Origin of the sequence: Bacillus sp. GMa5/1, from assembly GCF_050172015.1 — a bacterium.
Lineage (GTDB): Bacteria > Bacillota > Bacilli > Bacillales > Bacillaceae_G > Bacillus_A > Bacillus_A cereus.
In genome coordinates this window covers 1-4294 of record NZ_JBNLYC010000263.1, presented here as the reverse complement: position 1 = coordinate 4294, position 4294 = coordinate 1, and the positions used below count along the sequence as shown (strand labels likewise).

The window sequence follows — 4294 nt, the reverse complement described above, 5'->3', positions numbered from 1 at the left end:
TAAATAACATAAATAACCTTTAATGTATAAAACGGTTCTGGTGCAAAAATCCCAAGGCTCTTACAACTAATATCTTAATCTTGAACATACTGATAGTATGACTCTAAAAAGAAGCATAATCAGTTAATCTATTTTTACACCAAAATCATGTTAGCTCCTATATAAAAAATACACCCCTTCTTTTCATTTTATTATTTTTTTTTACCTAGCGATTTAAGACCACGTTTAATAACATCATAGAAACTTAGAGATTGTGCCATATGACCTGGATCTACATATTCTCGTATAGCCCGAAGAACTCTCTTAGGTTCCTTAGAAGAAAAGGTGAAGATTCCATTTCTCTTGGTTTCAATAGCATAACGTGGAATCCATTTCCCCTTAAACATTACAGAAGCTATAACGTAATCTACCTCCTCCCACGGAATTTGAATAAATTTACGCGTATCACGAGAATTATAAAATTCAAACCCTTTATCACCAATCATAATTTTCCCATAGTCCGTAAGTCCCGTAAAAGCGGTAGCATCTATTACTAAATCTACCTTTGTATTAATTGATTGAACCATCATATCCACTCCATTTCATTTATCCTATTTATAATTCGTAACTTCAAACAATTAAATCAATACAAAAAGTGGCTGAAGCAATAATCCCCAGCCACTTTTTGTATACGAACTATTATCGATTCACAGGCTACTAACCTATACTTCAATCTCAACAATTCCTAAATAATAAATTTTAAGAATTGAATACTTGAGCAACTTAAATTATAAAAGTCCGATTACGTGACCAACTACCCCAACTACGAATAATGAAAGAATAATAACAATTGGGCTGACTTTTTTCTTCAGCAACCACATGCAGAAGAATGTCAGAAGCAATGCAGCTAAACCAGGAATTAATTGATCTAAGTTATCTTGCAAGGTGGTCACTTTCGTAGGTGACAGTGCCATTCCTGAGTTTACTTGTTCGAAAGATTGACGAATCCCTTCACCATTTCCAGGAAGTTTGTCCCACTCAACATACGCACCTTTATCTAACTGAACTTCAGATACAACTGGCTTGAATTTAATTGATACCCACCGTTCCACCAAGGCTGCAAGTACAAACATGCCAAGGATTGATGCACCTTTTGTAATATCTTGTAATAATCCACCTGAAAGATCATCAGTGATTTTAGAACCGGCTTTATAACCAAACTCTTGTGTATACCACATAAATCCCCAACGAACCAGATTCCAAGCTAAGAAGAAAAGGATTGGCCCAAGGATATTCCCCCCCATTGCTAATGATGCTCCTAAAGCACCTAACATCGGACGTAAAGTAAACCAGAATACCGGATCACCAACACCGGCTAAAGGACCCATCATCCCAACTTTAACCCCCTGAATTGCCACATCATCAACTTCTGCACCATTAGCACGTTCTTCTTCAAGTGCTAATGTAACTCCTAGAATTGGTGAAGCAATATAAGGATGTGTATTGAAGAATTCCAAGTGACGTTTTAATGCTGCTTTTCGATCTTCTTTTGATTTATATAACTTTTTAATCGCCGGAATCATCGAGAAGGCCCAACCACCATTTTGCATACGTTCATAGTTCCAAGAGCCCTGAATAAATGTAGATCGCCATGCAACGGCTAAACGATCTCTTTTTGTTAATTGAATTTTTTCTGCCATTTGTCTTCTCCTCCTCCTGAATTAATAATCGTTTAAGATATCGTCAAGCGGGTCACCAGAGTTACCTCCACCACCATTTGAAGAACCACCCATTTTAGAAAGACTCAAGTAAATAAGAGCTAAAGCCACACCCAATGCACCAAGAGCAATCAGTGTTAATTGAGAAATCGCAGCTATTACGAAACCAATAATGAAGAATGGCCATACTTCTTTTGTTGCCATCATATTAATAACTAATGCATAACCAACAGCAACAACCATTCCGCCACCAATAGACATTCCATCAGTTAACCATGCGGGCATTGATTCCAAGAATCCTTGAACGCTTTGTGCAGGGATAAATAAAAGTGCTCCGGCAGGAATTGCAATTCGGATACCTTGTAAACACACCGCAGCGATGTGTAACACTTCAATTTTTTTTATATTTCCTTCTTCAGCTGCCGTATCCATCATGTGTACAATAGGAACAGCAAGTGTACGAACAATCATTGTTAAGAAAAGTCCTGCTACTGCAAGTGGTACCGCTACTGCAATTGCTGATGCAACACCGCTAACACCTTGTCCGCCTAATACTAAAATAATCGCTGATGCAACTGATGCCAATGCAGCATCTGGCGCTACGGCTGCTCCAATATTTGCCCATCCAAGTGCAATCATTTGAAGTGTACCGCCAAGAACAATACCAGCCTCCAGGTTACCTGTTACTAAACCGATTAGTGTACATGCCACTAGTGGTTGATGGAATTGAAATTCATCTAATATTCCTTCCATACCGGCTAGAAATGCAATTAGTATCACTAAAATTATTTCTATAGTAGACATTATGATCCCCCATTTCATTTAAATTTGCTATGTAACTACGATAATTCAACCTTCGCTTTTTTTAGAATATCATCCATGTTTGCACGAGAATCATTAGGTACTTTACGTACATCAAACTGAATGCCTTTTGCTTTCATTTTCTCGAAAGCCTCAACATCTTCTCTTCCCATAGAAAGAACCTTATTAACAACAACCTTTCCAGTTGAATGAGCCATAGAACCAACGTTAACTTCTTTAATATCCACACCACCCTCTATAACTCTCAGGACATCTAGTGGGTTTTCAAATAATACCAGTGCATTAGTATTACCAAAACGGGGATCTTTTTCAACTTCAATCATTTTGCTGATTGGAATAACATTGGCCTTAACCCCTGGTGGTGCCGCCTGTTCGATTAATTTTTTACGAAGATCGTCTTTAGACACTGCATCTGAAACTACGATAATACGATTTGGTTGTGTAGACTTTGTCCAGGCAGTCGCTACCTGACCATGCAATAAACGAGAATCCACACGGACTAAAACGAACTTGATTTTCCCATCACCAACTACTGTACCGGGAGCTAGTCTGCCTTTTGATTTTCCATCTTTAGCAACTGCGATATCAGTATTTTCTTTGGGTTCCAGCTCTTCAGGTTTAATTCTGACCCCTTCCTTCGCTGTTTTAATGATATGTGCTGCGATCTCTTGAGCAGACGTAATTGATAAACGGGATGCATAAGCTTCAATCAACATTGGTAAGTTCAAACCAGCAACGATTGCCCAATTGTCTTTGTGTTCTTCATACAAGCCATTAGCTTGATTGAATGGAGTACCGCCCCATAGATCGACTAAAAATAATACCTCATCTTGATTATCAAAAGATGCAACTGCTACTTCCATTTTTGCTCTCAAATCGCCTGGCCCTTCATTTGGCATTAAGGTAACAGCCTTAACGTTCTCTTGCTCTCCAAAAATCATTGCGCCAGATTGTAAAATACCTTCAGCAAATTGGCCATGACTTGCTAGGATAATCCCTACCATCTCTCTACCTCCTAAATATTTCATCCTAATTTTTTCTGAATTGACGCAATCAACACAACTTTTCTTCTTCATTTCATCAATCTTTAACTATTAAAAACCAACTTTTCCTATCCTTTAGAAAACCACCTCCTAGGCTATTTAAATCTCACTTCTTTTATAAAATTTTGTTTACTACTAAAAATGAGTTTGTGAATCTCCAATTCATCATTTTTCAAATCATTACTTAAAACACATAATTTCTTAGGTAAAAGGTTCCTAATCTTATAAAATAACCCACTGCAAGAAAACGCTTTCAAAATATAGAAAGAACATACCGTTGAAAATCGTTGTTTCAAATACACTTACTCTAAACCTAATCAACTATAAATAGACTGAGTTGCGTCAAACCAAAATAGGAGTAAAACTCCACTTGCGAATTGCCTCATTGATAAGGAAAGCGTTTATCTCGAAAAACACGATTATCAATGCAAACGAACATGACAGAAATCAAATTAAAGTTCTTTCGAATGATAAAAATACCATGTAAGTTTTTAATTACGCATATGTTACTCATCAAAAGTTCAATTGAATGACAGACTATACATATTTATCCTTTTCCCAATTAAAGAAAAGCACTGTTATTCGTATAATGAAATCGATTCCACTTACTAAAAACATTGCCGTTCTATCTGATAAGATGATTTATATCGCCAATCCTCTACAATGGTTATATATTCATTATATCCATTGTGAATTTTTTCACAATGGATATAAATTGAACATTTTATGAAT

Annotated in this window: 4 protein-coding genes; all 4 read right to left on the bottom strand. The window is 36.7% G+C overall.

What is annotated here, in order from left to right; genetic code table 11:
• Positions 1-191: 191 nt before the first annotated feature.
• The 4 genes from ACQGSG_RS26930 to ACQGSG_RS26915 all read right to left on the bottom strand — a co-directional run bounded on the left by ACQGSG_RS26930 (position 192) and on the right by ACQGSG_RS26915 (position 3523).
• Positions 192-569, bottom strand: coding sequence for a DUF956 family protein (locus tag ACQGSG_RS26930; protein WP_375165812.1), 378 nt, complete (start codon positions 567-569; stop codon positions 192-194).
• A 198-nt stretch (positions 570-767) separates the two neighbouring features.
• On the bottom strand, positions 768-1679 hold the full coding sequence (locus ACQGSG_RS26925) for a PTS system mannose/fructose/sorbose family transporter subunit IID (RefSeq protein WP_000818327.1): 912 nt from the start codon (positions 1677-1679) through the stop codon (positions 768-770).
• 21 nt (positions 1680-1700) lie between these two features.
• Complete coding sequence (locus tag ACQGSG_RS26920; protein WP_426948465.1) at positions 1701-2501, bottom strand: PTS mannose/fructose/sorbose transporter subunit IIC; 801 nt, start codon at positions 2499-2501, stop codon at positions 1701-1703.
• 35 nt (positions 2502-2536) lie between these two features.
• Positions 2537-3523, bottom strand: a complete 987-nt coding sequence (locus ACQGSG_RS26915) for a mannose/fructose/sorbose PTS transporter subunit IIA (protein WP_426948463.1) — start codon at positions 3521-3523, stop codon at positions 2537-2539.
• Positions 3524-4294 lie beyond the last annotated feature (771 nt).